Origin of the sequence: Methylobacterium sp. J-048 (assembly GCF_022829515.1) — a bacterium.
Taxonomy (GTDB): Bacteria; Pseudomonadota; Alphaproteobacteria; order Rhizobiales; family Beijerinckiaceae; genus Methylobacterium.
This window is the reverse complement of the sequence record NZ_JAKSYL010000139.1, coordinates 48,053-74,715: the sequence shown is the minus strand read 5'-3', so window position 1 is coordinate 74,715 and position 26,663 is coordinate 48,053. Positions and strand designations below refer to the sequence as shown.

At 71.2% G+C, this 26,663-nt stretch carries 25 protein-coding genes and 1 pseudogene; 9 read left to right on the top strand and 17 right to left on the bottom strand.

What is annotated here, in order from left to right; genetic code table 11:
* A partial coding sequence (locus tag MKL09_RS13660; protein WP_244020838.1) for a transglycosylase domain-containing protein occupies positions 1-1,368 on the bottom strand: 1,368 nt, incomplete at its 3' end.
* Positions 1,369-1,570: 202 nt separating this feature from the next.
* On the opposite strand from MKL09_RS13660, the gene MKL09_RS13655 reads away from it, so the two are divergent.
* Positions 1,571-2,062 (top strand): YcgN family cysteine cluster protein, encoded by a 492-nt coding sequence (locus MKL09_RS13655; protein ID WP_244020837.1) that lies wholly within the window; start codon positions 1,571-1,573, stop codon positions 2,060-2,062.
* Positions 2,063-2,313: 251 nt separating this feature from the next.
* On the opposite strand, the gene MKL09_RS13650 is transcribed toward MKL09_RS13655, so the two are convergent.
* From MKL09_RS13650 to MKL09_RS13625, 6 genes are all read right to left on the bottom strand, one after another.
* A complete protein-coding gene (locus tag MKL09_RS13650) occupies positions 2,314-2,976 on the bottom strand; it encodes an NrsF family protein (protein ID WP_244020836.1) in 663 nt (220 codons plus the stop codon).
* Positions 2,976-3,647, bottom strand: coding sequence for an RNA polymerase sigma factor (locus tag MKL09_RS13645; protein WP_244020835.1), 672 nt, complete (start codon positions 3,645-3,647; stop codon positions 2,976-2,978). Before MKL09_RS13645 ends, MKL09_RS13650 begins: the two co-directional genes overlap by 1 nt.
* Positions 3,644-4,360 (bottom strand): DUF1223 domain-containing protein, encoded by a 717-nt coding sequence (locus tag MKL09_RS13640; RefSeq protein WP_244020834.1) that lies wholly within the window; start codon positions 4,358-4,360, stop codon positions 3,644-3,646. The genes MKL09_RS13645 and MKL09_RS13640 overlap by 4 nt, the downstream gene beginning before the upstream one ends.
* Positions 4,361-4,430: 70 nt before the next feature.
* Entirely contained in the window at positions 4,431-5,225 is a 795-nt protein-coding gene (locus tag MKL09_RS13635) for a creatininase family protein (RefSeq protein ID WP_244020833.1), read from the bottom strand.
* Between the two features lie 111 nt (positions 5,226-5,336).
* Complete coding sequence (locus MKL09_RS13630) at positions 5,337-5,870, bottom strand: protein phosphatase CheZ (RefSeq protein ID WP_244020832.1); 534 nt, start codon at positions 5,868-5,870, stop codon at positions 5,337-5,339.
* 110 nt (positions 5,871-5,980) lie between these two features.
* Positions 5,981-6,364 carry a response regulator gene (locus MKL09_RS13625; RefSeq protein ID WP_007560016.1) on the bottom strand — a complete coding sequence of 128 codons (384 nt, stop codon included), beginning with the start codon at positions 6,362-6,364 and terminating at the stop codon, positions 5,981-5,983.
* Positions 6,365-6,657: 293 nt separating this feature from the next.
* Here MKL09_RS13625 and MKL09_RS13620 point away from each other — a divergent pair, with 293 nt between their 5' ends.
* Complete coding sequence (locus tag MKL09_RS13620) at positions 6,658-7,644, top strand: bifunctional riboflavin kinase/FAD synthetase (RefSeq protein WP_244020831.1); 987 nt, start codon at positions 6,658-6,660, stop codon at positions 7,642-7,644.
* A gap of 52 nt (positions 7,645-7,696) precedes the next feature.
* Positions 7,697-7,915, top strand: coding sequence for a DUF2093 domain-containing protein (locus MKL09_RS13615; protein ID WP_244020829.1), 219 nt, complete (start codon positions 7,697-7,699; stop codon positions 7,913-7,915).
* A gap of 3 nt (positions 7,916-7,918) precedes the next feature.
* On the opposite strand, the gene lpxK is transcribed toward MKL09_RS13615, so the two are convergent.
* The 3 genes from lpxK to MKL09_RS13600 are packed head-to-tail and all read right to left on the bottom strand — an operon-like array spanning position 7,919 to position 11,003.
* Entirely contained in the window at positions 7,919-8,890 is a 972-nt protein-coding gene (lpxK, locus tag MKL09_RS13610; RefSeq protein WP_244020827.1) for a tetraacyldisaccharide 4'-kinase, read from the bottom strand.
* Complete coding sequence (locus MKL09_RS13605; protein ID WP_244020826.1) at positions 8,890-10,221, bottom strand: 3-deoxy-D-manno-octulosonic acid transferase; 1,332 nt, start codon at positions 10,219-10,221, stop codon at positions 8,890-8,892. The genes lpxK and MKL09_RS13605 overlap by 1 nt, the downstream gene beginning before the upstream one ends.
* Complete coding sequence (locus MKL09_RS13600) at positions 10,218-11,003, bottom strand: lysophospholipid acyltransferase family protein (RefSeq protein ID WP_244020825.1); 786 nt, start codon at positions 11,001-11,003, stop codon at positions 10,218-10,220. Before MKL09_RS13600 ends, MKL09_RS13605 begins: the two co-directional genes overlap by 4 nt.
* A gap of 295 nt (positions 11,004-11,298) precedes the next feature.
* On the opposite strand from MKL09_RS13600, the pseudogene MKL09_RS13595 reads away from it, so the two are divergent.
* Both MKL09_RS13595 and MKL09_RS13590 read left to right on the top strand, forming a co-directional pair.
* Positions 11,299-11,790 (top strand): annotated as a pseudogene (locus MKL09_RS13595) (VIT1/CCC1 transporter family protein); the annotation flags it as partial.
* A 65-nt stretch (positions 11,791-11,855) separates the two neighbouring features.
* The gene (locus MKL09_RS13590; RefSeq protein WP_244020824.1) at positions 11,856-12,764 is read left to right on the top strand and encodes a metallophosphoesterase family protein; all 909 of its coding nucleotides are present in this window, start codon (positions 11,856-11,858) and stop codon (positions 12,762-12,764) included.
* A gap of 71 nt (positions 12,765-12,835) precedes the next feature.
* Here MKL09_RS13590 and MKL09_RS13585 read toward each other — a convergent pair whose 3' ends face one another.
* Positions 12,836-12,997, bottom strand: a complete 162-nt coding sequence (locus MKL09_RS13585; protein ID WP_244020822.1) for a hypothetical protein — start codon at positions 12,995-12,997, stop codon at positions 12,836-12,838.
* A 321-nt stretch (positions 12,998-13,318) separates the two neighbouring features.
* On the opposite strand from MKL09_RS13585, the gene MKL09_RS13580 reads away from it, so the two are divergent.
* Positions 13,319-14,713, top strand: a complete 1,395-nt coding sequence (locus MKL09_RS13580) for an amidase family protein (RefSeq protein ID WP_244020820.1) — start codon at positions 13,319-13,321, stop codon at positions 14,711-14,713.
* 64 nt (positions 14,714-14,777) lie between these two features.
* Positions 14,778-14,954: a hypothetical protein gene (locus MKL09_RS13575; protein WP_244020818.1), complete on the top strand. Its 177-nt coding sequence runs from the start codon at positions 14,778-14,780 to the stop codon at positions 14,952-14,954.
* A 2-nt stretch (positions 14,955-14,956) separates the two neighbouring features.
* Here MKL09_RS13575 and MKL09_RS13570 read toward each other — a convergent pair whose 3' ends face one another.
* From MKL09_RS13570 to MKL09_RS13550, 5 genes are read right to left on the bottom strand one after another with little or no spacing between them, the layout of a single operon-like run.
* The gene (locus MKL09_RS13570; RefSeq protein ID WP_244020816.1) at positions 14,957-15,877 is read right to left on the bottom strand and encodes an NmrA family NAD(P)-binding protein; all 921 of its coding nucleotides are present in this window, start codon (positions 15,875-15,877) and stop codon (positions 14,957-14,959) included.
* Entirely contained in the window at positions 15,874-17,016 is a 1,143-nt protein-coding gene (locus MKL09_RS13565) for a M20/M25/M40 family metallo-hydrolase (RefSeq protein ID WP_244020814.1), read from the bottom strand. Before MKL09_RS13565 ends, MKL09_RS13570 begins: the two co-directional genes overlap by 4 nt.
* On the bottom strand, positions 17,013-18,494 hold the full coding sequence (locus MKL09_RS13560; protein WP_244020812.1) for a M81 family metallopeptidase: 1,482 nt from the start codon (positions 18,492-18,494) through the stop codon (positions 17,013-17,015). Before MKL09_RS13560 ends, MKL09_RS13565 begins: the two co-directional genes overlap by 4 nt.
* Positions 18,495-18,527: 33 nt before the next feature.
* Positions 18,528-20,885, bottom strand: coding sequence for a penicillin acylase family protein (locus MKL09_RS13555; RefSeq protein WP_244020811.1), 2,358 nt, complete (start codon positions 20,883-20,885; stop codon positions 18,528-18,530).
* Positions 20,882-22,426: an acetolactate synthase large subunit gene (locus MKL09_RS13550; protein WP_244020842.1), complete on the bottom strand. Its 1,545-nt coding sequence runs from the start codon at positions 22,424-22,426 to the stop codon at positions 20,882-20,884. Before MKL09_RS13550 ends, MKL09_RS13555 begins: the two co-directional genes overlap by 4 nt.
* A 208-nt stretch (positions 22,427-22,634) precedes the next feature.
* On the opposite strand from MKL09_RS13550, the gene MKL09_RS13545 reads away from it, so the two are divergent.
* Together MKL09_RS13545 and MKL09_RS13540 are read left to right on the top strand one after the other, a co-directional pair.
* Entirely contained in the window at positions 22,635-24,236 is a 1,602-nt protein-coding gene (locus MKL09_RS13545) for an ABC transporter substrate-binding protein (protein ID WP_244020809.1), read from the top strand.
* A gap of 5 nt (positions 24,237-24,241) precedes the next feature.
* Positions 24,242-25,633 carry an amidase gene (locus MKL09_RS13540; RefSeq protein WP_244020807.1) on the top strand — a complete coding sequence of 464 codons (1,392 nt, stop codon included), beginning with the start codon at positions 24,242-24,244 and terminating at the stop codon, positions 25,631-25,633.
* Positions 25,634-25,754: 121 nt separating this feature from the next.
* On the opposite strand, the gene MKL09_RS13535 is transcribed toward MKL09_RS13540, so the two are convergent.
* Entirely contained in the window at positions 25,755-26,459 is a 705-nt protein-coding gene (locus MKL09_RS13535) for a sigma-70 family RNA polymerase sigma factor (RefSeq protein ID WP_244020805.1), read from the bottom strand.
* Between the last annotated feature and the right edge of the window lie 204 nt (positions 26,460-26,663).

Genomic DNA, 26,663 nt, shown 5'->3' with positions numbered 1-26,663 from the left:
GAGCCACATCGGCACCCGGCCGGCATAGGACCGGCCGTAGTTCTGCGGGCACCAGTTGCCGATGCAGACCGGGCTGTCGACCACCGCGGTTTCCGGCTTGAACAGGCCCGAGAGGAGGGCGGCGGAGTAGACGTAGGGCTTGAACGAGGAGCCGGGCTGGCGCAGCGCGTCGGTGGCGCGGTTGAACTGGCTCTCGCCGTAATCGGCGCCGCCGACCATGGCGCGCAGCGCCCCATCCGGATCGAGGATCACCATGGCGGCTTCGTCGACGTCGAAGGCGTCGCCGGACTTGCGCAGGATGTCGGCCACGACGTTGTCGGCCCGCTTCTGGATCGCGAGGTCGAGGGGCGTCTTGACGGTCAGCACGCGGTCGCTGCGGAGCTTGCCCGCATCCGCCATGCCCTTGATCTCGCCGAAGGCCCAATCGAGGTAGTAGTCGGCCGTGATGTCGCGCGTCCGGGTCACCGGGGTGGCGGGGTTGCGCAGGGCGGTCTGGATCTGCCCTTCGGTGACGAACCCGGCCTCGACCATGTTGTGCAGCACGTCGGCGGCGCGGGCGCGGGCGGCGGGCAGGTTGACGTGGGGCGCGTATTTCGTCGGCGCCTTGAACAGCCCCGCCAGCATAGCGGCCTCCGCGAGGCTGATGTCCTTGAGCGGCTTGCCGAAATAGTAATCCGCCGCCGCCACGGCGCCGAACGTGCCGCCGCCCATATAGGCCCGGTCGAGATAGAGCTTGAGGATCTCGTTCTTGGTCAGATGACTCTCGAGCCAAAGCGCCAGGAACGCCTCGTTGACCTTTCTTTCGAGCGAGCGCTCATTCGTCAAAAAAAGATTCTTGGCGAGCTGCTGGGTGATCGAGGAGCCGCCCTGCGTGCTGCCGCCGCCACGCGAGTTGTTGACCAGCGCCCGCAGGGTGCCGATCGGGTCGATGCCCCAATGCTCGTAGAAGCGCCGGTCCTCGGTGGAGACCAGCGCCTTGATCATGATGTCGGGAAACTCGTCGAGCTTGAGCGAGTCGTCGTGCTTGATGCCGCGCCGGCCAACCTCAGTGCCGTAACGGTCGAGGAACGTGACTGCGAGGTCCTGCTGCTTCAGCCAGTTGTCGCTGGTCAGCTGGAAGGCCGGCTGCGCGAAGGCGAGCAGCAGCACCGCGCCGCCGGCCCCGAGGGTGACGGCTTCGCTGGTCAGATCGAGGGCGATGCGCTTCCAGCCATGCACGGCGAACCGGCTCATGACTCTCTGGAAGCGATCATAGGCCGCACCGGTGGACCGGCCGCTGTCGTAGAGGCCGGCATTGACCCAGGCATCGAACGCCAAGGCGGCGCGCTCGATGCGGATCTTGATCTCGGTGAGCGTCGGCAGGCGCACGATGTCGGACCCGGCTTGTCGAGCGCCCGCGCCGCGGGCAAGAACCTGCGGCCGAGACACCGCGCGGCGTCCCCATCCTTAGCAGGATCCGGAACGGTCGGCGAGGCTCTGCGCAGTCTCATGATTCGCCACAGACGCTTCCGCTTGCCCCGCGGCGCCGGCTCGGGCAGAGGAACACACCTCCCGATCGAGAGATGGACAGATGCCCAAGCCCGAGGCGCAGCGCCGCCGGGTCACCGAGCCGTTCTGGCGGACCAAGGCGCTCGAAGCGATGACCCCATCCGAGTGGGAGAGCCTGTGCGACGGGTGCGGCCGGTGCTGCCTGATCAAGCTCGAGGACGACGAGACTGGCGAGGTCCACCACACCGATATCGGCTGCACCCTGCTGGACGGCCTGACCTGCCGCTGCCGCGATTACGCCCACCGGCAGAAGAGGGTGCCCGATTGTGTCCGTCTGACCCCAGAAGCGGTGCGCACGATCCCGTGGCTGCCGCCGACCTGCGCCTATCGCCTCATCCGGGACGGCGAGCCGCTCTACCCGTGGCATCCCCTGGTCTCGGGCCGGGCCGCGAGCGTCCACGAGGCGGGCATCTCCATCCGCGGCCGGCTCGCCGGCAACGAGGAAGAGTTTTCCGACGACGAGCTGCCGGACCGCATCGTGGCTTGGCCGGGGGCGGATCCGGACGCGGACTGAATCGAAACTGACGGCGCCGAGCGTTGCCGTTGTCCCCTGTGCCCTTTCCCGGGCGCATGGAGCGCGAGCGGAATGCGACCCGGGAGCCGGCACGAGACGACGCGAAGCGTCTGCATCGCGCCGCTGCGCGGCTCATTCTCTCCTGGGTCCCGGATCGCCCTCCACTGATGTTCCAGGCGTCCGGGAAAGCGGCGCGCGAACGATGCCGGATTCCGCCATCCCGACGGAATCGACCGGAGTTCGTCCGACGCTCAGCCGTTCCCGACACCACGGCCGAGCAGCCGGCCGCCGGCGAGGCCGTTGAGCCCGATCACCCCGACGACCGCCACAGCGTGGATCAGCAGATCCGTCGCGGTCGCGTCGTGCGGGTGGAACGGCATCAGCAGCGCGGCGGCCGCGGCGGCGGCGGCGAGCCCCCCCAGGGCGGCCGTGAGGTTCGGGCGCAGCGGGCAGGCCCGGCGGAGCATCACGACGATCAGCACCGAGAGCGGCACCGAGACGCAGACCAGGAAGCTGAAGCAGCCGGCGACCTCCTGCGGGTGCAGCGGCCCGGTGCCGGGGGCGATCCAGTCGCGCAGGCAGCCGAACCCGCTCGCCCCGATCCAGAGGGCCAGGGGCGGCAGCGGCAGCAGGGCCCAGGCCCGGGAGCGGCCCGGCACGCTGGTGGCGAAGGCCGCGACGGCGGCGCCGACCGCCGTCAGCACCGCGCCGAGCGCCGCCAGGGCGAGGTCCGGCACGCCCATGCGCAGCATGAAGCCACTGGTGTCGATCCGGCTTGCCAGGACCAGCCCGATCAGCAGGGCCGCGCCGAGCCACAGGGCGGCGCGCAGAGCGGGCGCCTGCAGCGGCCGGACCGGCTCCAGGCTGCCGGCGAGATCCTCGACGAGCCGCTCGTGGCGGGCGAGATCGGCCATCAGCGCCGCTCCTGCATCAGGCTGGCGCGCAGGGCCTTCAGGGCCCGGTGCAGGTTGACCTTGAGCGCGCCCTTGCTGCGCCCGGTGAGCGCCGCGGTCTCGTCCAGGGACAATTCGCGCAGGCCGAGATGCTCCACGGCCTGCCGCTGTCCGTCCGGCAGGGACGCGACCGCGCGGGCCAGCGCCGCGGCCCGGTCGCGCGCCTCCAGGCCCTGGCCGGGCTCGGGGCCCGGATCGGCCTCGGCCTCGTAGGCGAGGGGATCGTGGACCTCCCGGGGCCGGCGGCCGGACCGGCGCAGGCGGTCGATCGCCCGGCGCTGGGTGATGGCCCGCAGCCACGGCATGAACGGCCGCGCGGGATCGTAGCTGGCGCGCGCGCGATGCACGGTCATCAGCGTGTCCTGAACGACGTCGTCCACCGCCTCGCCGCGCACGCCCTGCGCCCGGGCGATCGCCGAGACGATGGGCAGGCACGCCTTCAGCAGGGCGCGATACGCGCCCGCGTCGCCGCCCTGCGTCGCCGCCATCAGAGCGGCCAGTTCCCCTTCGAGCGCCATCCGGGCTCCGCCGCCGATCCGTCCCCCGGCCTGGGCCGAGTCTAGCGCGGGGTTGGAGTCGGGCGCCAGCGCCCATCCGCGCCCTGCGACGCAGCCCGGCATGGCCAGCATCATCGCGGGCTCTCCTCGGCCCCGGCGAGGCGCTCGCTCAACCGGGCCGCGCCGAGGATGCGGCCATCCTCGGCCTGCAGGAGGAGGGCGGCGGTCTCGCCCGCCGGCGCGGCGGCCTCGAAGGTCGCCGCAGAGCCGGACCACGGACCGAGATCCTGGATCGACCGGACGACATTGGCCTGCTCGATCGTGCGCCCGGCATTCTCGCCGCGCAGGACCCGGCTGGTATGGCTCGGGTCGAAGCCGATCAGCAGGACCCGGCCCGAACCGCTCCCCGCCCCGACACGGGCGGAGAGGCGGGTGCCCTCGCGGGCCAGCGTCACCCGGACGGCCTGTCCGAGGTTCCGCGCCTGCGCGATCGCCGCCCGCAGACCGGCCTCGTCGGAGCCGACCAGGCCCGCCTGCCCGTCGATCACGGCCTGGGGCGTATAGGTCGGGCCGCCGAACCGCGCGGCGTAGTCGTTCTGGCGGTCGGTGGCGGCGGGCAGGGAATAGGGGTCGCGCCAGTCCAAGTGGTTCCAGTAGGTGACGTGGAAGGCCAGCGGTAGCACGTCCGCGCCCTCATGGGCGAGCCGGCCGATCAGCGCTTCGGCGGGCGGGCAGGAGGAGCAACTCTGCGAGGTGAACAGCTCGACGACGACGGGGCGCTCCAGGGACGCGGCCGGGCGCATGGCGGCGAGCATCACGGCTGCGGAGATCAACGCGACGATTTTCATGGCCGGGCCTCCCGGCACCGGCGGAGAATGCCGGCGCATGACCAGCCTTTCGGTCGCAATGCGGTGGCGGTTACGCCGGATCGGCTCCGTCGAGCTCGAAACGGTCGACGTCCTGCAGCAGCTCAACGAAGGCGGCGGCGCCGTGATCGAGCGCCGCCTGCCCGGCCTCCGCGGAGCCGAGCCGGGCATCGCCCATGGCCCCGGAGGGATGCAGGTCGCCGGCCTTCCAGGCGAAGGCGGCGGGGCGGCCGGCGCGCAGATGGGTGAAATCCCGGACCATGGCGAGGCTGCGCGGCGGGAAATCGGCGATCCGGTCGGTCCGCACCAGATCCGGCCGCAGGGCCAGCATTAGCGCGGTCTCGACGCCGCCGGCATGGATGCCGTGGGCGATTTCTTCCGCGGGGAACAGGCCGTCCGGGTAGCCGAACCTCGCCCAGGCGGTCGTGACCGCGATCATGCCGAACCGCGCCCGCAACGCACCGGCCACGAGATCGATGAAGGCGCTGTTGCCGCCGTGGCTCGTGACGATCACCAGCTTGCGGCAGCCGGCCCGGTGGATCGCGGTGCCGATCCCGGTCCAGGCGGCGAGCGCCGTCCCGGTGTCGAGGGAGAGCGTGCCCGGAAATTCGTCGTGCTCGTCGGATTTGCCGATGGTCTGGACCGGCAGCAGGAGTACGTCGAGATCGTCCGGCACCCGCTCATGCACACGGGCGAGGTAGCCCTCGGCGATGATCGCATCGGTACCGAGCGGCAGGTGCGGGCCGTGCTGCTCGATGGCGGCGACCGGCAGCACCGCCACCGCCCGCCGCATGTCGCGCCGGGCCAGGTCGTCCGTGGTCAGATCGGACCAGAACCGCGCCACCATGATTTGGGCCTAGTCCCGCCTTCGGCGCCGCATGCAGCACCCGGTTGCCGCGGGCGATCTATACAGGTCGAACGGCCAGCGTCGATGATCTGACGGCGGAAACGAGACCGGTCAGGCGAACAGGGCGTCGATGTCGTTCTGGGAGGGCGTTTCCTCCACGGCCTGGGGGCCGTTGAGCAGAAGGTCCTCGGCGCGGGCGCGGCGTGCCACCTCGACCGGATCGGTGGAGGCGGCATCCCGGGCCTTCACGGCGCCGACGAAGCGGGCCAGCCGCTGCTCGAACAGCCGCAGGGCCTCGACCACCTTGGCGATGCGCTGGCCGGTGATGTCCTGGAAGGCGCAGGCCTCGAAGATCGTGTTGATCCGCTCCTCGACGGCGTCCCGGTAGCCCGGGCCGTCCGGGAGCATGAGCATCGCCTCGGCGGCCTCCATGATCGTGTTGGTGGCCCCGGCGGTCGCGGCCACGACGCTGCCGAGTTCCTCATGGGCCATGGGGATCCGGTCGCGGCTCATCTCGTTCGCCCGGAGCGCGCCGATCTCCTCGCGCAGATGAGCGATGTAATCCGCAATCTCGATCAATTCGGAGATCACGGCGTGCGGTTCACGGAACCGCATATCGGGCTGTCGCGCGGCGGCTGACGACATGCTCTTCTCCTGGGATCGACGACCGGCGACGCCGGCGGCATCGCTTTTGGTCGCCTTCCGGCGTGCCGGGGGCTTCACCGGAGGGCGCGTGGGATGGGCCACGGGACTCATCAATTCCCGCAGACAGCCTCGATCTTGGACTTGAGCGTCGCCGCGTTGAACGGCTTGACGATATAATTGTTCACCCCGGCCTTCTTGGCGGCGATGACGTTTTCCGTCTTCGATTCGGCGGTCACCATGATGAACGGCGTCGTCCGCAGATTTTCGTCGGCGCGCACATGGCGGAGCAGCTCGTAGCCGGTCATCGGCTCCATGTTCCAGTCGGAGATGACCAGGCCGTACTTGCGGTCCTTGAGGCGCGCCAGTGCTGCGGTACCATCCGAAGCGTCGTCGACCTCTTCGAAGCCGAGCTGCTTCAGTAGATTCCGAATGATTCGGACCATCGTCTGGTAATCGTCGACAACGAGGATCGGCATGCTCAGATCGAGAGCCATAGACCAACTGCTCCGTATTGCCCGGCGGGAGGCCGAGGCGGCTCCCGAAAAGATGAAGGCTTCACTAACGCTGCAAAATAGCCGCGCTGCACAGCATTTAAAATAGGGCACGGGGATTGCGAAGGCGTTAATCTGCAGGTGTGGCATTCGCGGTCGAGCCCTGCGATGTCGCAGGACGGTCGGTTCGCTTGACCCTCCGGGCACCTTTCGGCAGGGTCCGGCGGTGTCGGGCCTGATGCGGACAGCGCAGGCGCCTCCACCCGACCCTTTTTCGAGTCTCCGACCCCGAATCGATGGCCTCAGGCGACGAACCGGCCATGCGGCCCTTCATGATTTGCGGCGCCGACGCGCCGGTACCGCCGGCCCTGGCCGGTGCCGTCGCGGCAATCGGCAATTTCGACGGCGTCCATCGCGGCCACCGGGTGCTGGTGGAGAACGTGCGCGCGGCGGCACGCGAGGCCGGCCGGCCGGCGGCGGTGCTGACCTTCGAGCCGCATCCGCGCGCCTATTTCGCCCCCGACGCGCCGATGTTCCGGCTCACGTCGCTGCCCGCGAAGGAGATCGTGTTCGCGCATCTCGGCCTCGACGGGCTGATCGTGCGCCGCTTCGACGGGGCGCTCGCCGCCACCGGCGCCCGCGCCTTCGTGCTCGACTTCCTGAAAGGGTCGCTCGGCCTGTCCGGCGTGGTGGTCGGCCACGATTTCCATTTCGGCCGTGGTCGCGAGGGCACGCCGGCGATCCTGGCCGCGCTGTGCCGCGAGGCCGGGCTGAGCTGCCGGATCGTCGAGCCGGTCGCCCTGACGGGCGAGACCGAACCGGTCTCGTCGAGCGCGATTCGCGCGGCCCTGGCGTCGGGCGATGTCGCCCGGGCCAACGCGCTGCTCGGCTATCGCTGGTTCGTGCTGGGCCAGGTCCGCCACGGCGACAAGCGCGGGCGCCAACTCGGCTTCCCGACCGCCAACGTGATGCTGCCCGATTGCGGGCTGGCACACGGCATCTATGCGGTGCGCGTGCGCCTCGGGCCCGGCGAGGTCCGCGACGGCGTCGCCAGCTACGGGCGCCGCCCGACCTTCGACGATGGCGCACCGCTCCTCGAGGTCTACCTGTTCGATTTCTCCGGTGACCTCTACGGGCGGGAGATCGCCGTGGAATGCGTCGGCTACATTCGCGGCGAAGAGCGGTTCGCCAGCGCCGACGCCCTGATCGCACGCATGCATGTCGATGCCGACACGGCCCGGGGCCTGCTTGCCGCCGAGGCAACGCCCTCGATGCTCGCGTGATTCTGCGAACGCGTCGGATCGTGTAGAAGGCGGGATCGATCAGGAGGCGGACGTGCTGGGTCGCTACGAGCGTGGACATAACGGCGAGGCGGTCGTCCAGTACGGGGACGGCACCATGCGGGTGGTCAAACCGGGCGGCTTCGTGCGCTGCGCGGTGACCGGCGAGCCGATCCCGCTGGACGAGCTGCGCTACTGGAGCGCCATCCGGCAGGAGGCCTACGTGTCGCCGGAGGCGATCCTGACGCGCCTCAAGGAAACCGGGCGGCCGTAACCGTCACAGCGCCTGCCGGATCTGCCGAAGCAGCGCCGCCCGATCGTCCGGGACGAGGCGCACGCGCAGCACGCGGATCCGCGCCGCGAAGGCGGCGGGCAACCGCACGGCGTCTTTCTCGGTGGTCACGAGCTCCGCGCCGAGCCGGTCGGCCTCGGCCGCGAGGGCTGCAAGCTCAGCCGCCCGATAAGGATGGTGATCGGGGAAGGGGCGTGCTTGGACGATCACGGCTCCGGTCCCGCGCAGCGTCTCGAAAAATTTGTCCGGACGTCCGATCCCCGCGAAGGCGAGGCAGCGCCGGCCGGACAGATCGGCTCCGTCCGGGACCAGCCGCGCCCGGTGGACCGGCAGCCCGCGCCGCTCGGCGGATTCCGCCACCGCCGCGCCCGGCGCCCCGTCCCCGACCAGGATCAGGCCCGCGACGTGAGGCCATTGCCGTTCGAGCGGCGCCCGCAAGGGACCGGCCGGGAACGGGCGCCCGTTCCCGATGCCCGCGCCGGCATCGACCACCGCCCAGGCGAGATCCTTGGACAGCGTCGGGTTCTGCAGCCCGTCATCCATCACGATCACGTCGGCGCCGAGGGCTCGGCACAGGGCCGCCCCGGCCGGACGGTCCCGGGACACGATCGTCGGCGCATGACGGGCGAGGAGCAGCGGCTCGTCGCCGACCTCCACGGCCGCGTGGCTGTCCGGATCGACCCGGACCGGACCGGTCAGGCGTCCGCCATACCCGCGGGACAGGAAGGCCGGCCTCCGGCCGAGCTCGACGAGCAGAGCCGCGACCGCGATCGCGGCGGGCGTCTTGCCGGCCCCGCCGAGGGTGAAGTTTCCCAGGCACAGGACCGGGCAGCCTGCTTGGGCACCGGGGCGATCCATGCGCCGGGCGGTCAGCGCACCATACGCCGCGCCGAGGGGCGCGAGACAGCGCGCGGCCGGGTGGTCGGCGCCCGCCGCCCAGAAGCGCGGCGGGCGCATCAGACCCGTACGAGCGGACGTGCGAGGTCACCCCGGTCGAGCCGCTGGAGCTTCAATTGCGCCACGAACGGTTCGAGCACCGCGAGCGTGCGGCCGACCGCGCCCTCGAACGGCTCCAGCGCCCGCGGCCCCGCCTGCACCATGCCGGCGAGGCGCGCCGGGTCGCCTAAGAGTTCGCCAACCATGGCCGCCAGCTCGACCCCGTCCCGCACCGGCAGGGCGGCGCCGGCCCGGTCGAGGGCGCGATAGACCACGTCGAAATTCCCGGTGTGCGGCCCGTGCAGGATCGCGGTATCGAGGCGCACCGGCTCGATCGGGTTCTGGCCGCCATGCGGGACCAGGGATCCGCCGAGGAACGCCAGGGGCGCGAGCCGGTAGAACAGGCCCATCTCGCCGATCGTGTCGGCGACGTAGACCTCGACGGACGGGTGGGGACGGCCGCCGCTGGAACGCCGCGCGCTGCGCAGGCCGTAGGCGCCCGCTGATTCGGCCGCCTCCGCGCCGCGGCTCGGATGCCGGGGCGCGAGGATCGTCAGGAGCCTCGGAAACTGCGCCTTCAGCACCGCATGGGCGTAGGCGACGATGCTGTCCTCGCCCTCATGGGTGCTCGCCGCGACCCAGACCGGCCGGTCGGCGATCATGCCGCCGAGATAGTCCAGCTGCTGCAGGTCGACCGGCGGTACCTGGGCGTCGAATTTCAGGTTGCCGGTGACGCTCACCCGGGGAGCCCCGAGCTTGGCGTAGCGCGCGCCGTCCTCCTGGGTCTGGGTCAGGCAGACCGCGATCCGCGACAGCAGGGCCTTGGCGGTGCGCGGGCAGCGCTCCCAGCTCTTGAACGACCGCTCCGACATCCGGCCGTTGACCAGGATCAACGGGATCTCGCGGGCGTCCAGTTCCAGGATCGTGTTCGGCCAGATCTCCGACTCGGCCACGATCGCGAGGTTCGGCTGCCAATGGGCGAGGAACCGCGCGACCCAGCGCGGCGCGTCGAGCGGCACGTACTGGTGCACCGCGCCGGGCGGAAGGCGGGATCCGATCAGCTCGGCGGCCGAGCGCGTCCCCGTGGTCACCAGCACCGAGAAGCCGCGGGCGATCATGCCTTCGACAAGCCCGATCAGCGACAGGACCTCGCCGACGCTGGCGCCGTGCATCCAGGCCAGGGGACCGACCGGACGGGCCCGGCCGGGCAGGCCGCGCCGCTCGGGCAGCCGCAGCGGATCCTCCTTGCCGTGATGCGCGCGCCAGGCGAGGAGCCCGGCCAGGGCAGGCACGCCGACGCGCAAGCCGCCCCGGTAGGCCAGCAGCGGCAGGGTCACGGGCGGCAGCTTCACGCGGGGTCTCCCACCGGGGCGGCCGCCACGGCCGGGGACCCATTGCGATAGAGCGCAGCGCGATCGGCCCGCCCGACCAGGGCGTAGGCGCGGGCATGCACCCGGTTCATCTCGGCTTCGAGGCGCCGCCGGAGCGCCTCGAACTCGTCGCCGGCGCAGTCGCGGGCAACGTAGATCGGCTCGCCCAGAACCACCGCGCCCCGGCCGAACGGCAGGCCGAGACAGGCCCGGTCCCAGGACCCGAAGCGCAGGTGCCGGCTGGTCACCACGGCGGCCGGGACGATCGGCCGGCCGGAGAAGCGCGCCAGCGTCAGGATCCCGGCGTCGCAGCGGCGCGAGACCTTCGGCACGTCCGCGCTGAAGGCCACCGACTCGCCGGCCTTCAGGGCCCGCAGCATCGCCCGCAAGCCCTCCGCGCCGCCCTTGGCCCGGGCATCGGTCGCCCGGTCCCGGCCGCGGGCGCCGGAGGCTCGGATCACGCGCACGCCGAGATGCTCCAGCGCGATGGTGTTGATGTTGCCGTCCGGGTTCTTCGAGATGATCGTGGCGACCCGGTCTCGCGGCCGGCGCATGAACGGCATCATGATGTGCTGGCCATGCCACATGCCGGCGATGAGCGGCACATGCGCGTCGATCCACCCGTCCGCGGCCCCGTGCCCGGCCGCGTCGGCATGGACCTCGAAGCGATTCGTGGCCTGCACGAGACGCAGATAGCCGGCCGCCACGCGCCCGAGGACGCGCTGAACGGCGGGATGACGGAGGATACGCTTGCCGAGGCTCATTGAGACGCTTGTGGCAGCCGGAGCGGCACAGCCCGAACGGACCGGGCGGGGATTCATCCATCCATGGTCTAGTCCCCGCCCCGGAGCCAAGGCAACTCGGGCAACCATCAGCCCGCCCAGGCTGCCTGTCTGCCATGCACCCGGCCCGGGTGAGGACGGCGCAGCACACCGGAAATTTTCGCGCGCAGCCTTGTTTGGATTGGTTCTAAAATATAGATTAGAATTTCTCTAAACAGGAGCGCGAACCCATATGGCAGCTGCCCTTCAGAATCCGGTTGCGGCCGCCGCGGAGGCCCGGAAGGCTTTTGCCCTGCGCTACGTGCAGCCCGGCCTCGCCGGCCTGATCGACGGGTCGGTCTCGACCTTGGCGCCGATCTTCGCGGCGGCCTTCGCCACCGGCCATAACGGCGCGACTTTCCTGGTCGGGCTCGCGGCCTCGGTGGGGGCCGGCATCAGCATGGGCTTCACGGAGGCCCTGTCCGACGACGGCAGCATCACCGGGCGCGGCGATCCGTGGGTCCGCGGCCTGGTCTGCGGGGTGATGACGACGCTGGGCGGCCTCGGGCACACGCTGCCCTACGCGATCCCCGACCGGCTCCCGGCGGGCTGGCCGAACCCGTTCGTCCTAGCCACGAGCCTCGCCATCCTGGTGGTGATCGTCGAATTGGTCGCCATCGCGGCGATCCGCACCCGCTTCATGGCGACGCCGTTCTGGCGCGCGGCGATCCAGGTGATGCTCGGCGGCGCGCTGGTGCTCGCGACGGGCATGCTGATCGGCAGCGCTTGACGCGCGGGCCCGCGACCGCGATGCGGGGCGCGCCCCGTGCCCCTCTCGCGCGTTGATCGTCGGCCTTGACCTTCCGCCTCGCCCATCTGAGCGACCCCCATGTCGGCCCGCTCGGCCGCGTGCGCCTGCACCAGCTCATCGGCAAGCGCGCCACCGGCTACGCCAACTGGCGGCGCGGCCGCTCGCGCAGCCACGACATGACCGTGCTCGAAACCCTGGTGGCGGACCTGAAGCAGCAGGGCGCGGCGCATGTCGCCTGCACGGGCGACCTCTGCAATATCGGCCTGCCGAGCGAGTGGGAGACCGCCCGCACCTTCCTGGAGGCCCTGGGCTCACCCGAGACGGTGAGCTTCGTGCCGGGCAATCACGACGCCTATGTCCGCGGCTCGCTGGAAGGGCTGCTGGCGGCCTGCGGCGGCTACACGGGCGACGATTCGGGCTCGTCCGGCCGGTTTCCCTACCTGCGGCGGCGGGGCCCGGTGGCGCTGATCGGCCTCTCGAGTGCGATCCCGACGAAGCCGTTCGTGGCGACCGGGCGACTCGGGCCGCCGCAGCTCGCCGCCGCCGAGGCCCTGTTGCGGGCGCTGGCCACCGAGCCGGGCAAGCCGTTCCGGGTGGTGATGATCCACCATCCGCCGCAGCCGGGGGGTGCCTCGGCGGGGCGGGAACTCAAGGATGCTGCCGCCTTCACGGCGATGATCGCCCGGGCCGGCGCCGACCTGATCCTGCACGGCCACAACCACACCACTACGAGCGCCCTGGTGCCGGGGCCGGACGGCCGATTCGTGCCGGTGATCGGAGCGCCCTCGGCCTCGGCGCGGCCGGACGGGCATGGCGGGATGGCGGCGCGCCGGGCCTCTTACCTGCTGTACGAGATCGCCAGGTCGGGGGACGGCTACGCCGTCAGCGCGCGGCGGCGCGGCCTCGATACGGCCGGAATCGTCTCAGATCTCGGACCGATCGCCCTCGACTGACGGTGGCGGCGCGCGGTGTCGTCGGTTCCGAGGCCGGCCGCACCCGATCGGGGCCCGGCCTCGGCCGCCACTCAATGGCTCGCGGCGGCGAGTTCGGTCTGTTGCTGCCGGCTGATGCTGGCTTCGTAGCGTTCGGCCTGCAGGCGGGTCAGGCCGCTGATCAACGCGAGAGTCCCGCGATAGACTGTGTAGGTGCCGTCGTGAGTCGGCTTGACGCGAATCATCTCTGCCATGGAAGCCTGCCTTGTTCTGGAGGTTGCCTGTCTTCGTCGGAGGAGAGCGATCCTTTTTGTTGATCTGGCCGGTCGAACGCCCGAACGGTGAAGAGGTTATCAATCACTCTATGTCTGGCAAGGGCCGACTACGGCGAAATGCTTAGTTTCCTCTGCTGCAACGCAGCAAGCCGTTGCCGCCATTGGCTATCGTCTCGTGCTCAAAAAAGCGGCCGGGCACTTGCATAAAGAATAAGGCCGCGACGGACCGTGGCGGGCACCCGCACGGCACGGATCCGGAGCGAATCTCTGCCCCGCGGGGCTTGGCGAAGGGATCTCTCAATGCAGCTCTGGCGTCTGACCGCGACTGACCTCTCGGCCTTGATTCGGACCGGCCAGGTTTCGGCCCGAGAGGTGGCGCAGGCCGCTCTCGGGCGGCTCGAAGCGGTCAACGGCCGGATCAACGCCGTGGTCGAGCACCGCCCGGAGCAGGTGCTGGCGCAGGCCGACGCGGTCGACGCCGCCCGCGCCCGGGGCGATGCCCTCGGGCCGCTGGCGGGCGTGCCGGTGACGATCAAGGTGAATGTCGACCAGCGCGGCTTCGCGACCACGAACGGGCTGCGCCTCCAGCGCGACCTCGTGGCCGCCGACGACAACCCCGTGGTGGCCAACCTGGGCCGGGCCGGGGCGGTGCTGCTCGGGCGGACCAACACGCCCGCCTTCTCGCTGCGCTGGTTCACCACCAACCAGCTGCACGGCGAGACCAAAAACCCCCGCGATCCGGCGCTGACCCCCGGGGGCTCGTCCGGCGGGGCCGGCGCCGCGGTGGCGGCCGGGATCGGGGCGATCGCCCACGGAACCGACATCGCCGGCTCGGTGCGCTATCCGGCCTATGCCTGCGGCGTGCATGGCCTGCGCCCGAGCCTCGGCCGGATCCCGGCCTGGAACGCCTCGTCGCCCGAACGCGGGATCGGTCCGCAACTTATGGCTGTGTCTGGGCCGCTGGCGCGCAGCATCGCCGATCTGCGTCTGAGCCTCCACGCGATGGCGGCCCCCGACCCGCGCGACCCGTGGTGGGTTCCGGCGCCCCTGGAAGGACCGGCGGTGCCGCGACGGGCGGCGCTCTGCGTGCGGCCGGGCGGCCTCGCGGTGGCACCCGAAGTCGAGGCCGCCTTGCGCGACGCCGCGCGACGACTGACCGAGGCGGGCTGGGCGGTCGAGGAGATCGCCGACACGCCGCCGATCCGCGAGGCGAGCGCGTTGCAGCTGCAGCTCTGGCTCGGCGACGGCTACGAAGCGACCCGGGCGGCGGCCGAGCGCGAGGGCGACCCGGCGGCGATCGATCTGCTGGAATATTTCCGCGAGCCTGCGGAGGCGATGCCGCCCGACGCCATCGCCAAGGCGCTGATCCGGCGGGCGACGCTCGCCCGGGACTGGTCGCTGTTCCTCGCCGAGCATCCGGTACTGCTGGTGCCGGTCTCGGCGGAGCTGCCGTTCCCGGACGGGCTCGACCGGACCGGCGAGGCCGGGATCGAGCGCGCCTTCGAGGCGAACCTGCTGCAGGTCGGCCTGGCGCCGCTCGGCGTCCCGGCGCTCACCGTCACCACCGGCCTCGTCGGGCGCACGCCTGTCGGCGTGCAGCTCGTCGCCGCCCGCTACCGGGAGGACCTGTGCCTCGCGGCGGGCGCGGCAATCGAGGCGCCCGGCGTGCCGGAGATGCCGATCGATCCAGTCTGACCCAACGCCGCCGTGCCGCCGGGAACCCGATGGAAACAGCTTCGGTTATACAACCGATAGTTGCATGAGGTCCCCGATGTCCGTGATCGCCACCACAGGCTGCGTCGGAAGCGCCCTGATCTGCGCGCTGGCGGCGCCCTCCGGCCCGCTGCTGGCCCTGGCGGGATTCTTCGGCGGCGGCACGATCGGGGGGATGATCGGTGCCGTGGCGGTGGCGGCCCTCGGCTGGGGCCGCGCCTGATCTCACCCCCGACCGCGGGGCCCGGCGGTCTCCGCAAGGAACGTCCGGGCCGTGGTCCAGCGCAGGTCCGGGTAGCGGTCGTTGTCGAGGGGCGTCAGCCGGGCGCGGCCCTCGAACATGTCGCGCAGGTACTGCATGCCCTGCCAGGGCGGGAACACCGCGCCCCGCCCCGGCGCGAGGGTGCGGGCGACGCGGATCATCAAACTCAAGGCGCCGAGGCCGCCGGCGCGCAGCGTTCGGTAGCGCATGCCCCGGGCCGCGCTCGCCGCCGCGGCCAAATCGCGGGCGCTGAGGCTGTCGCCGGCGATACGCAGCCAGCGCGGCGTCTCTGGATCCAGGGCGGCCCGGGCCGTGAAGGCGGCGGTGTCGTCCTTGGTGGTGAAGTCGAGGATCTGGTCGGCGCTGCCCCAATGGAGCACACGGCGCGGGCGGTTGAGGATCAGCGGCGCCTGCCCGTCGAGCAGTTCCATGAACGCGCCGTTGAGCACCGAGGTCGCCTGGATCGACGCGGAGTCGAGACGATCCCGGAAGGCGCGGCGCAGGTCGAGGTTGCGGTTCCCGCCGGGCGCGGTCTTGGCGTAGTCGATCGAGAAATCCGACGGGATGAAGCGCGGCACCCCGGCCCGGACGGCGCCCTCCAGCAGGGCGGTCTGCGCGTCGATCACCGTCGCGCTCAGGCCGTTGAACGCCGAGACCACGCAGGCCGCGCCCGTGCAGGCGACCTGCCAGCTTCCGGGCCGGCCGGGGCCGACCTCGACCACGCGGGCGCCGAGGGCCGCGAGCGGCGCGAGCCGCGCCTGATCCGTCCCGGGCCGGACGAGGGCAGTCACGGTCGCACCCTCGCGCCGGAGCGCCCGCACGATCCGCAGGCCGAGATCGCCGGTGGCGCCGGCGACCGCGACCGTCACGGGGTCCTGGCTCACGATCGGCCCGCGGCGCCGAGATTGGCGAGCAACGCCGCGAACAGCCGCGCCCGCTGGGGCAGCGTCGCAATCAGCACGTGCTCGTCGAGGGTGTGGAAGCCCTGGCCCAGCGGCCCGAGGCCGTCGAGGGTCGGGATGCCGTTGGCGCCGGTGAAGTTGCCGTCCGAGCCGCCGCCGGCGCTGCGATGGGGCAGGGGCAGGCCGAGCGCCTCGCTCAGGATCCGCGCCTGGTCGTAGAGGGCCAGGCAGCCGGCATCGGGCTCCCAGACCGGCCGGGTAACGCCCCGGGTGACCGAGAAGCGGACTCCGTCCTGCTCGCCCGAAAGCGCCAGCATCCGCTCGACGCCGCGGTCGAGATCGGCTTGGCGCTTGGCCATGCTCAGGGCCTGCCCGCGGCACTGGGTCGGGACGCAATTGACCCATTGGCCGCCCGAGACGATCCCGGTGGAGAAGGTGCAGTCGGCATCCGACATGCCGTCGACCGCCAGGATCATGCGCGCCATGGCGCGGATCGCCGAGCGGCCCTCGTGGGGCGAGGCGCCGGCATGGCTCGGGCGGCCGAGAGCTTCGAGGTCGAAGCGCGCGATGGCGTAGCGGCCGGTGACGACGCCGTTGTCGGCCTGGCCGGGCTCGGGCACCAGCACGAAGGCGTGGCGGGCGGCTTCGGCCTCGATCAGGTCCCGGGTCGCGGGGCTGCCGACCTCCTCGTCGCCGGTGAACAGGAACGTCACCGGCAGCGGCGTCTCGATCCCGGCGGCCGTCAGGGCCCGGATCGCCGCGAGCGCGATGACGTTGCCGCCCTTCATGTCGAGGATGCCCGGCCCGTAGGCGCGGTCGCCCGCGATCCGCCAGGGCAGGCTCGCCAGGGTGCCGACCGGATGCACCGTGTCGAGATGCCCGAGCACGAGGATGCCGGGCCGGTCGCGGTGCCGATGCGGGAACCGGGCCCGGACGCAATCGCTCAGGCCCATCCGGCCGGGGATGGTCTCGACCGACGCCCCCGCGACCGCGAGGTCGCGGGCGGCCAGGCCCATCATCCGGTTGACCGCGGTGGCATCGTGGGTCGGGCTCTCGCATTCCACCCAGGGGCGCAACGTCGCCAGGATGGACTCCGCGTCGAACGGCAGGTCCGGGATCATCGGGCGCTCTCGGCGGGGGACTCGGCGAAGGGGTCGGCAACCTTGGGCCAGTAGCGGCCCGAGCGCTTGGTGTAGGGGATCGCGCCGTAATCCGGCGGGACGGCGCCCGGCGCCGCGACGTAGCGGACCTCGCTCGCGATCGGCGCGAAGGCGGCGTAGAAATGCTGCATCGACTTCACCACCACGATCCGCTTGTCGTCGAGGCTGAGCCCGAGCCCTGTAAAGGCGTCGGGCGCGAAGGCCTGCTGGCGGATATGGGTCAGGACCACGTGGATCCCGCCGGCCTCGACCCAGGCGGCGGGTCCGAGCCGGGCCCGGCCGCCGCTGAGGCCGCCCTGGCTGTGATCCTCGGAGAGGCCGCGCACGGTGATGCGCAGGTCCACCGGATCGCCCGAGGTGACGCCGCACTTGCCGCCGATGCGCAGCACGAAGGTCGCGCCGAGCCCCGCCTCGTGGCAGATCCCGACCGCGCCGGGATCCCAGATCAGGCCGAGCGCCACATCCTTGATGCCGCGCTCGGCGAGGCGCGCCAGGATCGCGGTGTTGTCCGAGGGCGCGCCGGCGCCGGCATTGTCGGCGAAGTCGGCCAGCACCATCGGGCGCGGGTCGTCCGAGACCAATGCCGCGTCGATGGCGGCATCGATGCTGTCGCAGCGGCTCGCCGCCGCCTCGCGCATCGCCCAGACTGCGCCAGCAAGGTCGTCCGCCAGCGCCTGCGCCTTGGCGGCATCGCCGTCGGCGACCACAAGCATCCTGGCGCCGACATCCGGGACGTCGCCCCAGGGGAAGCCGTGGCCGAACGAGACCGACAGGATGCCGTCCCGGCCCTCCAGCTCCTCCATCCGGCGCACGAAGCTTGAGACCGGCTCCCGGGTGGTGCGCCACATGTTGATCATCCGGCAATCGGCATAGGCCATCACCGGCCGGATTTCTTTCGCGACCGTCCGCACCACAAGGGGATAGAGGTCGCGGGCGCGGTCGACGATGTCGGTGTGGGGGTATTCCTTGTAGATCACGATGACGTCGGCGCTCTGCCGCATCGCCTCGGTGAGATGGCAGTGCAGGTCGAGCTCGACGCCGATCGTCGCGTCCGGGCCGACGATGGCGCGGACCCGCTCCAGGGTGTCCCCCTCACAATCGTCGTAGCCCTCGGCGACCATGGCGCCGTGCATGAACAGCAGCACCGCATCGACCGGCATCGCGGCCCGGAGATCGTCGAGCAGCGCGTCGCGCAATTCCTCGTAGACCGCCCGCAGGGTGATCCCGCCCGGCTGCGCGAAGGTCGAGAGGCTCTCGACCACAGTGTGCCCGTCCGCCTCGGCCAATTCGCGCCAGGCCTTGAGACCGATATTGCTGAGGCGGGGCGGGTTCTTGCTGCCGTCCCGGCGGGCATAGTCGGCCAGGAAGGCCGCGCGGCCGGTGGGCAGGGGCGCGAAAGTGTTGGTCTCGGTGGCCAATCCTGCGATGAAGATCTTCAAGGTCTCAAGTCCCCGTCTTCGGCCGGCCGCCGGTCAGGCGGAGGCCGGGCTCAGCGTGATGATCGTCTCGGTGGCCGCCTCCACGGCGGCACTACCGTAGAGCATCGGCACATGGTCCCGGCGGCCCCAGATCGGGGCCAGGTCGGCGTAATGCGGGCTGCCCGGGTCTCCCGACTGGCCCGGCACGTTGATGAAGACCGACCGGTCCCAGTCGCCCACATCCACGACCATGCGGAACGAGGCGCCGTGGGTCAGCTGGAACGTGTCGGTCCGGTACTCCGCGTGCATGACCGATGCCGCGGCGCCCCCGACGGCCAGCGGGCCGACATCCCAGGCCACATCCGGCCGCCGGCTTGAGAGCGGATGGGCGAACAGGGCGTGGTGCAGCCGGCCCCAGGACCAGGCTTTTGGATCCTGGCCCAACCGTGTCCGGCACTCCCGGAACGCGGCCCCCAAGGTCTCCATCAGAAGGGTTGTCCGCGCGGCCGGATCGAAGCCGCTTTCCAGCCGCTCGATCAGGCTCTGGGTATCGCCGGGCGGCAGCAGGCGACGGGTCCGGGCATCGGGCACCAGGGCTTCGAGCAGGGCCGGGCGCAGGTGGCGGACCCAGAACACTTCGATGAGGGCGGCAGCGGCGGAGTCCGCGTGCAGCGACCCGTCGAACGAGGCTAGCAGGGCGCGGGCGGCCTCGATCTCGGGATCCGCCCCCGCCGGGAGCGCCCGCACGAGGTCCGCGAGACGCCGGGCCGGCTCGGAGACGTCATCACCCTGGAGCGCCTGGGAATCGGCCATGCTGTGTCGGCTCTGGTCGTCGAGCACCGCGTGGATGCGCCGGGCGCGCCAGGGCTCGGCCCATTCGAAGCCGACCTTGCGAGCCTCGGCGGGAAAATCGGCCGGCAGGTTCATCTCGTTTGCGGTGGCGAGGTAGCCCTCCGGTGGGTCGATGCGGCGGGGCAGGGCGCCGGGATCGTGGAACCCGGCCCAGTCGTAGCGGCCGTCGCCGGGCACCGGCAGCAAGCCATCATGAGCCGGGCGCACCGGCGCCTTGCCGGCCATGAACCACGCGATCCGCCCGGTCACGTCGGCGTAGAGCTGGTTGACCGAGGGCGCCGACCAGTGGCGCAGGGCCTGCCCGAACGCCTCCGGGCTCGTGGCGCCGAGATAGGCGAGGCTGCCGAGATAGGCGGCAGCGCCCGGCTCGGACCAGACCGTCCGAAGCGCGAAGGCACGGCCAGCCGTCTCGCGGATCACCGGGCCGTGCCGGGTGAAGCCCAGCACCACGGTCTCGTCCGGCCCGCCGCGCACCGGGATTTTTTCCACACTGCGCTCGATCGGCTCCCAGTCCTCGCCGTAGCGGTAGCGATCCGGATCCCCGGGATCGGTCTCACACACAAAAAGATCCTCCTGGTCCATCGGCGCGATGGTTAGGCTGAAGGCGGCGTGGCCGTTATGGCCGATGGAGATGCCGGGCAGCGCCGGCTCCCCAGCGCCGATCACGTCGAGGCCCGGGGCGGTGAGGTGGACGGCGTAGCGCAGCGACGGCTGCAGGTAGATCCGGTGCGGGTCGCTCGCCAGGATCGGGCGGCCCGTCTCGGTGCGGGCGGGTCCCACCACCCAGTTGTTCGAGCCCTCGACCGGTTCCTTCGGGGCGGAACGCGCGCCCCGCGTGACCGCGCCGTGGGCGTCGACCCTGGTCCAGTCCCAAGCCTCGTCGCGCGAGGCCGCCATCCGCTCGGGCGTGAACCCGACCGGGGCGGTGGCGAGGCGAAAAACGTCCAGCAGGTCGTCCGGCCAGTCGGCGGCGTCGAGCTCGTCCGGCACCACGGGATCGTGCGGCGGGCTGATGCGCTTGCGCAGATCGTCGGTCGAAAGCCCGGCCTCGCGGGTGTCGGCCCGGGCCAGCACCCGGGCGCGGGCGACCTCGGACAGGACGTTGCGCACCAGCCCGTGGCTGCGGATCCGGACGACATCCTCCGGCACCCACCGGGCCGGGCGCGTCTCCGTCAGAGCGAACTCAGGGGGCCGCAAGTCCGGACGCGTCTCGGTCATTGCCACGAAGGCGTTGATCCCGTCCACGAAGGCCGTGACGATCGCCCTCGTATCCTGCGGCCCGTAGGCGGCCCATTCGGCCGCCATATCCCCGCGATACAGAAACAACCGAGCGGCGCGGTCCTGGGCTAGGTAGCCCGGCCCGAAATCCGCGGCCAGCAGGCCAAGGCCGCGCTTGCGCCAGAGGTCGAGCTGCCACAGCCGGTCCCGGGCCGCGTTGAAACCCTGGACCCGGAAGGCGTCGAGCGTGGTGGCGGCGCGGATATGCGCCAAGCCCCAGCGGTCGATCCGGATTTCGGCCGGGCCTTCGAGCCCGGGAAGCGCGTAGGCGGCCTCGCTCACAGGGCGACTTCGATCAGGTGCGGGCCTGGCTCGGCGAGCGCGTGCTCGAATGCGTCGATGAACGCGGCCAAGGTCTCCACCCGCCGACCCTCGACACCGAAGCCCTTGGCGAGGCTGACCCAATCCACCGCCGGATCGTCGAGGCTCAGCATGCCGAGCGCCTTCGGGCCGGGATTGTGCGCGCCGACATTGGCGAGTTCCGCCCGCAGGATCGCGTAGGAGCGGTTCGACCAGATCAGCGTCACCACGTCGAGGCGCTCGCGGGCCTGCGTCCAGAGCGCCTGGGCGGTGTAGAGGCCGCTGCCGTCGGCCTGGAGGTTGATCACCTTGCGGCCGGGGCAGGCGATGGCCGCGCCGGTGGCCATCGGGATACCGAGGCCGATCGAGCCGCCGCTGAGCTGCAGCCAGGAGTGCGGCGCCGCATCCCGGGTCAGGGCGAAGAAGTTGCGGCCGGTGGTGATCGACTCGTCGCAGATCACCGCGCCGTCCGGGATCAGCGCCCCGAGGACTTGGCCGATCGTGTCCTGGTCCAGCGCGCCCGAGCGGGGAAGGCTCGGACGTGGGTTCACGGCGATCGGCGCGGCCGGCGGCGCGGCCACGGCCTCGGCGAGCCGCTCCAGCGCGTCGATCTGGTCCTCCTCGGGGGTCGCCAGGGTGATCGTCGAAGACCCCTCGGGGGCGAGCAGGCTGGGCTTGCCCGGATAGGCGAAGAAGCCGACCGGCTGGGTCGCGCCGATCAGGATGATGTGGCGGAAGCCCTTCAGGGCCTCGATTGCCTGGTCGATCGGGTAGGGCAGGCGCTCGATCGGCACCGTGCCGGCGCCGCGGTCGATCCGGGCGTTGGAGGTCATGGCCATCAGCGTCGCGCCAGTCTTGCGGGCGATCCGGTCGGCGATCACCCGGCCCTCGCCCTGCACCGCCCGGTCGCCGAGATGCAGCAGCACCGGCTCGCCGCTGGAGAGCGCCGCCACGGCAGCCGCGATCGCCGAATCCTCCGCTCGAGCCCGCTCGGGGATCGGCGGCACCGGGGCGACGCCGGTGCCCGGATCCCACGCGGTATTGGCCGGCAGGATCAGGGTGGCGACCTGCCCCGGCGCGGTGCGGGCGGCCGCGATGGCGGCGGCACCGTCGGAGCCGATCTCCGCGGCGCTTAGGCCGGTATGCACCCAGGACGACATCGGGCGGGCCAGCCCCTCGATGTCCGAGGTCAGCGGCGCGTTGTACTCCCGGTGATAGGTGGCGTGCTCGCCGACGATGTTGACGACGGGCGTGCGCGCCTTCTTGGCGTTGTGCAGGTTGGCGAGGCCGTTGGCGAGGCCCGGCCCGAGATGCAACAGCGTCGAGGCCGGCTTGTCGGCCATGCGGGCATAGCCGTCCGCCGCGCCGGTGGCCCCACCCTCGAACAAGAACAGGACGCAGCGCATCCCCTCGACCCGGTCGAGGGCGGCGACGAAGTGCATCTCGGACGTGCCGGGATTGGTGAAGCAGACCTCGACCCCGCCGGCGACGAGGGTTCGGACGAGGCTCTCGGCCCCGTTCATCGTAGTTGGCGTCCCATCGGTCACGGGCGGCTCCCTCTCGGTCCGGCTCAGGCAGCCGGCGACGCGCAGTCTTTCTTATCGTGGCGCAGCCCGCACCGAGCGCAAGGGCCGGCGTGTGCCATCGCCCGAGCATCGGGCGCCGGGATTATGGCATGATCTGGCGCGGGATTTGCCGGTGGCGGCCCGCAACTTCGACGAACGGGATCCGATGAAACTTCGCCGCCTGCTTGCCGCTGCCGTCGCCGGTTCCCTTGGCCTCGCCCCCGCGGTCCATGCCGAGAGCGTGCTGCGCATCGCCATGACCGCCTCCGACATTCCCACCGCCACGGGGATGCCCAATAACGGCTTCGAGGGCATGCGCTTCCTCGGCTACCCGATCTTCGAGGGGCTGGTGCAGTGGGACCTCAAGAGCACGGCCAAGCTCGCCGGCATCATCCCGGCGCTCGCCGAGCGCTGGGAGCAGGATCAAACCGACAAGAAGATCTGGACCTTCCACCTGCGCCAGGGCGTCAGCTTCCATGACGGCAGCCCGTTCAATGCCGACGCGGTGATCTGGAACCTCGACCGCTACTTCAAGAACGATAGCCCGCAATTCGAGCCGCAGGGCGCCGGCATCTCCCGGGCCCGGGCGCCGCTGGTCGGGAGCTACAGGAAGATCGACGATGCAACCGTGCAGTTCACGACCACGCAGGTCGCGTCGTACTTCCCCGACATGGTGGTCTACCTGCTGTTCACCTCGCCGAAATCCTTCGAGACGGCAGGGCGCGACTGGGCCAAGGTGGCGGCGCTGCCGGCGGCCGGCACCGGCCCGTTCAAGATCACCCGGGTCGCCCCGCGGGAATCCGTCGATCTCGCCAAGTTCGACGGCTACTGGGACCCGAACCGGATGGCCAAGGTCGACAAGGTCCGGCTGATGCCGATCCCGGAGGCGAATGCCCGGGTCGCGGCCCTGCGCTCGGGACAGGTCGACTGGATCGAGGTGCCGGCGCCCGATGCGATCCCGTCCCTGAAGCAGGCGGGCTTCGCCATCACCACGGGCTCGTACCCGCATGTCTGGCCGTATATCTTCAACATTGGCGCCAAGGACAGCCCGCTGAAGGACGTGCGCGTCCGCCAGGCGCTCAACTATTGCGTCGACCGGAGCGGCATCGTCGAGCTGCTCAACGGCACGGCCGAGCCGGCCTCGGGCTGGCTCAACGACAAGGACCCGAATTTCGGCAGCCCGAAGAACCGCTACGGCTTCGACGCCGCCAAGGGCAAGGCGCTGCTGGCCGAAGCCGGTTATTCGGAAAAGAAACCGCTCAGCCTCAAGGTGATGATCTCGTCCTCGGGCTCGGGCCAGATGCTGCCGATGCCGATGAACGAGTACCTGCAGGAGAACCTGAAGCAGGCCTGCAACGTCGAGCTGAGCTTCAACGTGGTCGAGTGGCAGGTGCTGCTGAACTCGAGCCGGGCGCTGCCGGACGCCCCGAGCCTCCAGGGCTCGATGGCGCTCAACGTCTCCTCGCCGTCGTCCGATCCGAGCGTAATGGCCCGCTATTTCGCCGGCGACCGGTTCCCGCCCGGCGGCTTCAACTTCCCGAACTGGAAGGACGACGCGTTCGACGCCGCCCTCAAGGCGCTGGCCGAGACCAACGACGCCAAGGTGATCGACGCGCAGACGGCGCTCGCCCACGAGCGGCTGGTGGACAACCCGCCGTGGCTGTTCATCGTGCACGACCTCAACCCGCGCGGGATGTCGAAGAAGATCCACGGCTTCGTCTCCCCGCAATCCTGGTTCGTCGACCTCACCCTCGTCAGCGTGCAGTGATCCCGATGGCTGATCTGAATCTGATCGACGCGTCCGCGGCCGAACTCGCCCGGGCGATCGGATCGAAGACACTCTCGCCGGTGGACGCGGTCGACGCGCTGCTCGGCAGGATCAAGCAACTGGAGCCGAAGCTCCAGGCCTTCACGGAGGTGTTTGCCGCCGATGCGCGCCTGGCCGCCGAGGGCGCCGACCGGGCGATCCGCTCCAGGCACGCGGTCGGGCCGCTGCACGGCGTTCCGGTGGTGCTCAAGGACCTGATCGACCTGGAGGGCCGGATCACCATGGGCGGCTCGGCCGCCCACCGGGCGCGCCGGGCCGAGCGCACCGCGACCATCGCCCGGCGGCTGATCGCGCAGGGCATGATCGTGCTCGGCAAGACCCACACGGTGGAGTTCGCCTATGGCGGCTGGGGCACCAACCAGCATCTCGGCACGCCCTGGAATCCCTGGGATCCGGAGACGCCACGCACGCCGGGCGGGTCGAGCAGCGGCACCGGGGTCGCGGTGGCGGCCCGGATGGCGCCCTGGGGCATCGGCACCGATACCGGCGGCTCGGTGCGCCTGCCCGCCTCCTTCTGCGGGCTGACCGGGTTGAAGGTCACGGTCGGGCGCGTCTCGACCTGGGGGATCGTGCCGCTCTCGACGACCCTGGACACGCCCGGTCCGCTGGCGCGCACCGTCGAGGACGCCGCGCTCCTCTACGAGGCGATCTCCGGCCCCGACCCCCTCGATCCGACCACTCGGGGGATCGCCCCGGACGCGCCCTGGTCGACCCTGAACCGCGGCGTGCGCGGCCTGCGGCTCGGGCGGATGCCGGAAGCCGAGCGGGAGGGCGTCGCCGCGGACATGCTGGCGGCCTACGACGCGGCCCTCGATCTCCTGGCCCGGCAGGGGGCCGAGATCGTGGATGTCGCCCTGCCGTTCCGGTTCGCCGATTGCGTGGCGATGAGCGGCATCACCAACGCCGAGGCGTATTTCGTCAACGGCGCGCTCGCCGAAGACCCGGCCTCGCAGCTCGGCGACGTCGTGCGGGCCCGGATCCTGGCCGGCGCGAAAGTCTCGGCCCAGGAGTATCTCGGCACGCTCCAGCGCCGCGCCGCGATGAAGGTTGCCTATGCCGCCGCCCTGGAGGGGATCGACGCCTTGCTGACGCCGACCACCGAATGCGCCGCCGTCGCACTGTCCGAGGTCGACGAGGCGCATCTGCCCTCGCGCTTCACCCGCTTCGGCAACCTGCTCGATCTCTGCGCGCTGGCGCTGCCCAACGGGTTCACATCCGCCGGGCTGCCGCTGTCGCTGCAGATCACCTGCCGCGGTTACGACGAGGCGATGGCCCTGCGGATCGGCCAGGCCTACCAGCGGGCGACCGACTGGCATCGGCGGCGGGCTCCAGTCTGAGCAGGCTCAGTCTTCCCGTCCTCTCAGCATCCGGGGCATCCCGAGCGCGTGTTCACGCCCTGCCGTTTAAACGGGCGGGGCTTGAGACGGGCAGGTTCAGAAAACCGCGTGGTGCGGCCCCTTACGCCGCCGGGGCCTGCCCCGCCACCACCACGCCCAGCGTATCGAGCAGCGAGGACCGCGCCCGGCTGACCCGGCTCTTCACGGTGCCGACCTGGCAGCCGAGCTTGCTCGCCGCCTCCTCGTAGGTGTGCCCCTCGGCGCCGACCAGCAATAGCGCCTGCCGCTGCGCCACCGGCAGGGTCCCGAGCTGCTTCCACACGACCTTGAGGGTGCTGGCATCCTCCTGGTCGGACAGGCTGGTCATCTGGCTCGCATGCGTGCCGTCCACGTCCTCGATCTCGCGCCGGTGCTTGCGCAGCTCCGAGTAGAACTGGTTGCGCAGGATCGTGAACAGCCACGCGGTAAAGTTCGTGCCGGGCCGGAACCGGGCCTGGTTGGCCCAGGCCTTTACGAAGGTCTCCTGCACGAGGTCGTCGGCCCGGCTCACATCGCCGACGAGCGAGAGCGCGAAGGTGCGCAGGGCCGGGAGCGCTTTGATGATGTCGCTGCGGAAGTCGAACGCCACGACCTGGCCGCGCGCCGCCACGGCGGCTTCGAAACGCTCCAGCAGGCCTGCGAGCTGAACGGGCAGCGGCTCCTGCTCGACGATCCGGAAATAATCGCGGATCGGCAGGGCGAGGTGCTGACCGAGGATCGTGGCATAAGGCGCCGCGGCGTCGCCAGGCCCGGGGCTTGCCGGCGGGTTCGATCCATCATCGATCATGCGCGTTCCCTTGGACCCGTATCCGCGGGTCCGTATTCTGGTATACTGGAATGACTCTAATTGGGTATCGCGGCAATCCTGAACCTTTGCCAAACACTCCCGATAAGATCGGGAAATCTACTCAGGCCAGTGGGGCCGTGATGAACGGTCTCCGCTCCTCGCTGTGGCACCAGACCGCGCAAGGGTGCAGAATACCGGTCGGCA

Coding starts and splice junctions, on each gene's coding strand:
- MKL09_RS13655 (WP_244020837.1), top strand. CDS start 1,571: ATGCCCAAGCCCGAGGCGCAGCGCCGCCGGGTCACCGAGCCGTTCTGG.
- MKL09_RS13650 (WP_244020836.1), bottom strand. CDS start 2,976: ATGGCCGATCTCGCCCGCCACGAGCGGCTCGTCGAGGATCTCGCCGGC.
- MKL09_RS13645 (WP_244020835.1), bottom strand. CDS start 3,647: ATGATGCTGGCCATGCCGGGCTGCGTCGCAGGGCGCGGATGGGCGCTG.
- MKL09_RS13640 (WP_244020834.1), bottom strand. CDS start 4,360: ATGAAAATCGTCGCGTTGATCTCCGCAGCCGTGATGCTCGCCGCCATG.
- MKL09_RS13635 (WP_244020833.1), bottom strand. CDS start 5,225: ATGGTGGCGCGGTTCTGGTCCGATCTGACCACGGACGACCTGGCCCGG.
- MKL09_RS13630 (WP_244020832.1), bottom strand. CDS start 5,870: ATGTCGTCAGCCGCCGCGCGACAGCCCGATATGCGGTTCCGTGAACCG.
- MKL09_RS13625 (WP_007560016.1), bottom strand. CDS start 6,364: ATGGCTCTCGATCTGAGCATGCCGATCCTCGTTGTCGACGATTACCAG.
- MKL09_RS13620 (WP_244020831.1), top strand. CDS start 6,658: ATGGCCTCAGGCGACGAACCGGCCATGCGGCCCTTCATGATTTGCGGC.
- lpxK (WP_244020827.1), bottom strand. CDS start 8,890: ATGCGCCCGCCGCGCTTCTGGGCGGCGGGCGCCGACCACCCGGCCGCG.
- MKL09_RS13600 (WP_244020825.1), bottom strand. CDS start 11,003: ATGAGCCTCGGCAAGCGTATCCTCCGTCATCCCGCCGTTCAGCGCGTC.
- MKL09_RS13585 (WP_244020822.1), bottom strand. CDS start 12,997: ATGGCAGAGATGATTCGCGTCAAGCCGACTCACGACGGCACCTACACA.
- MKL09_RS13580 (WP_244020820.1), top strand. CDS start 13,319: ATGCAGCTCTGGCGTCTGACCGCGACTGACCTCTCGGCCTTGATTCGG.
- MKL09_RS13575 (WP_244020818.1), top strand. CDS start 14,778: ATGAGGTCCCCGATGTCCGTGATCGCCACCACAGGCTGCGTCGGAAGC.
- MKL09_RS13565 (WP_244020814.1), bottom strand. CDS start 17,016: ATGATCCCGGACCTGCCGTTCGACGCGGAGTCCATCCTGGCGACGTTG.
- MKL09_RS13550 (WP_244020842.1), bottom strand. CDS start 22,426: ATGAACGGGGCCGAGAGCCTCGTCCGAACCCTCGTCGCCGGCGGGGTC.
- MKL09_RS13545 (WP_244020809.1), top strand. CDS start 22,635: ATGAAACTTCGCCGCCTGCTTGCCGCTGCCGTCGCCGGTTCCCTTGGC.
- MKL09_RS13540 (WP_244020807.1), top strand. CDS start 24,242: ATGGCTGATCTGAATCTGATCGACGCGTCCGCGGCCGAACTCGCCCGG.
- MKL09_RS13535 (WP_244020805.1), bottom strand. CDS start 26,459: ATGATCGATGATGGATCGAACCCGCCGGCAAGCCCCGGGCCTGGCGAC.